Annotated in this window: 1 protein-coding gene; it reads right to left on the bottom strand. The window is 70.6% G+C overall.

Going from position 1 to position 371, the window contains the following annotated elements; all coding sequences use genetic code 11:
* The coding region (locus tag EN804_RS35130) for a hypothetical protein (protein ID WP_210237386.1) at nt 1-371 on the bottom strand (371 nt) is incomplete at both ends.

Genomic DNA, 371 nt, shown 5'->3' with positions numbered 1-371 from the left:
AGGCTCGGTCCCGCGCTGTGCCAGATCTCGGTGCGTTCCGTGTCGGTTGCCCCGGGCGGGAACGCCCAGGCCAGCTGGATGCCGAACACCACCGACGCGGCCGTCAGCGAGGTCAGCGCCGGCGGCGGCTCCGTCTTGCCCTGAATGTCGGTGAGGACGCTGAGGGCCGGCTGCGAAACGGCGTTGAGGGCATTCACCGCACGCACCCGGGCCAGGTACTTGCCCGCGTAGATCCCCCGCACCTCCGCGCTGGCCGTGCCCACGCGCCCGACACGCACCCAATTCAGGTCGTCCCTGCGCCATTCCACGTCGTAGGCAATCGCCTTGTCGGCGGCGTCCCACTCGATGGTCAGCACCGGCGTGGCGATGCC

The sequence above is a fragment of the Mesorhizobium sp. M8A.F.Ca.ET.161.01.1.1 genome, assembly GCF_004792105.1.
Taxonomy (GTDB): domain Bacteria; phylum Pseudomonadota; class Alphaproteobacteria; order Rhizobiales; family Rhizobiaceae; genus Mesorhizobium.
Note: the sequence above shows the minus strand (reverse complement) of the source record. Positions and strands in the feature narration are given on the sequence as shown.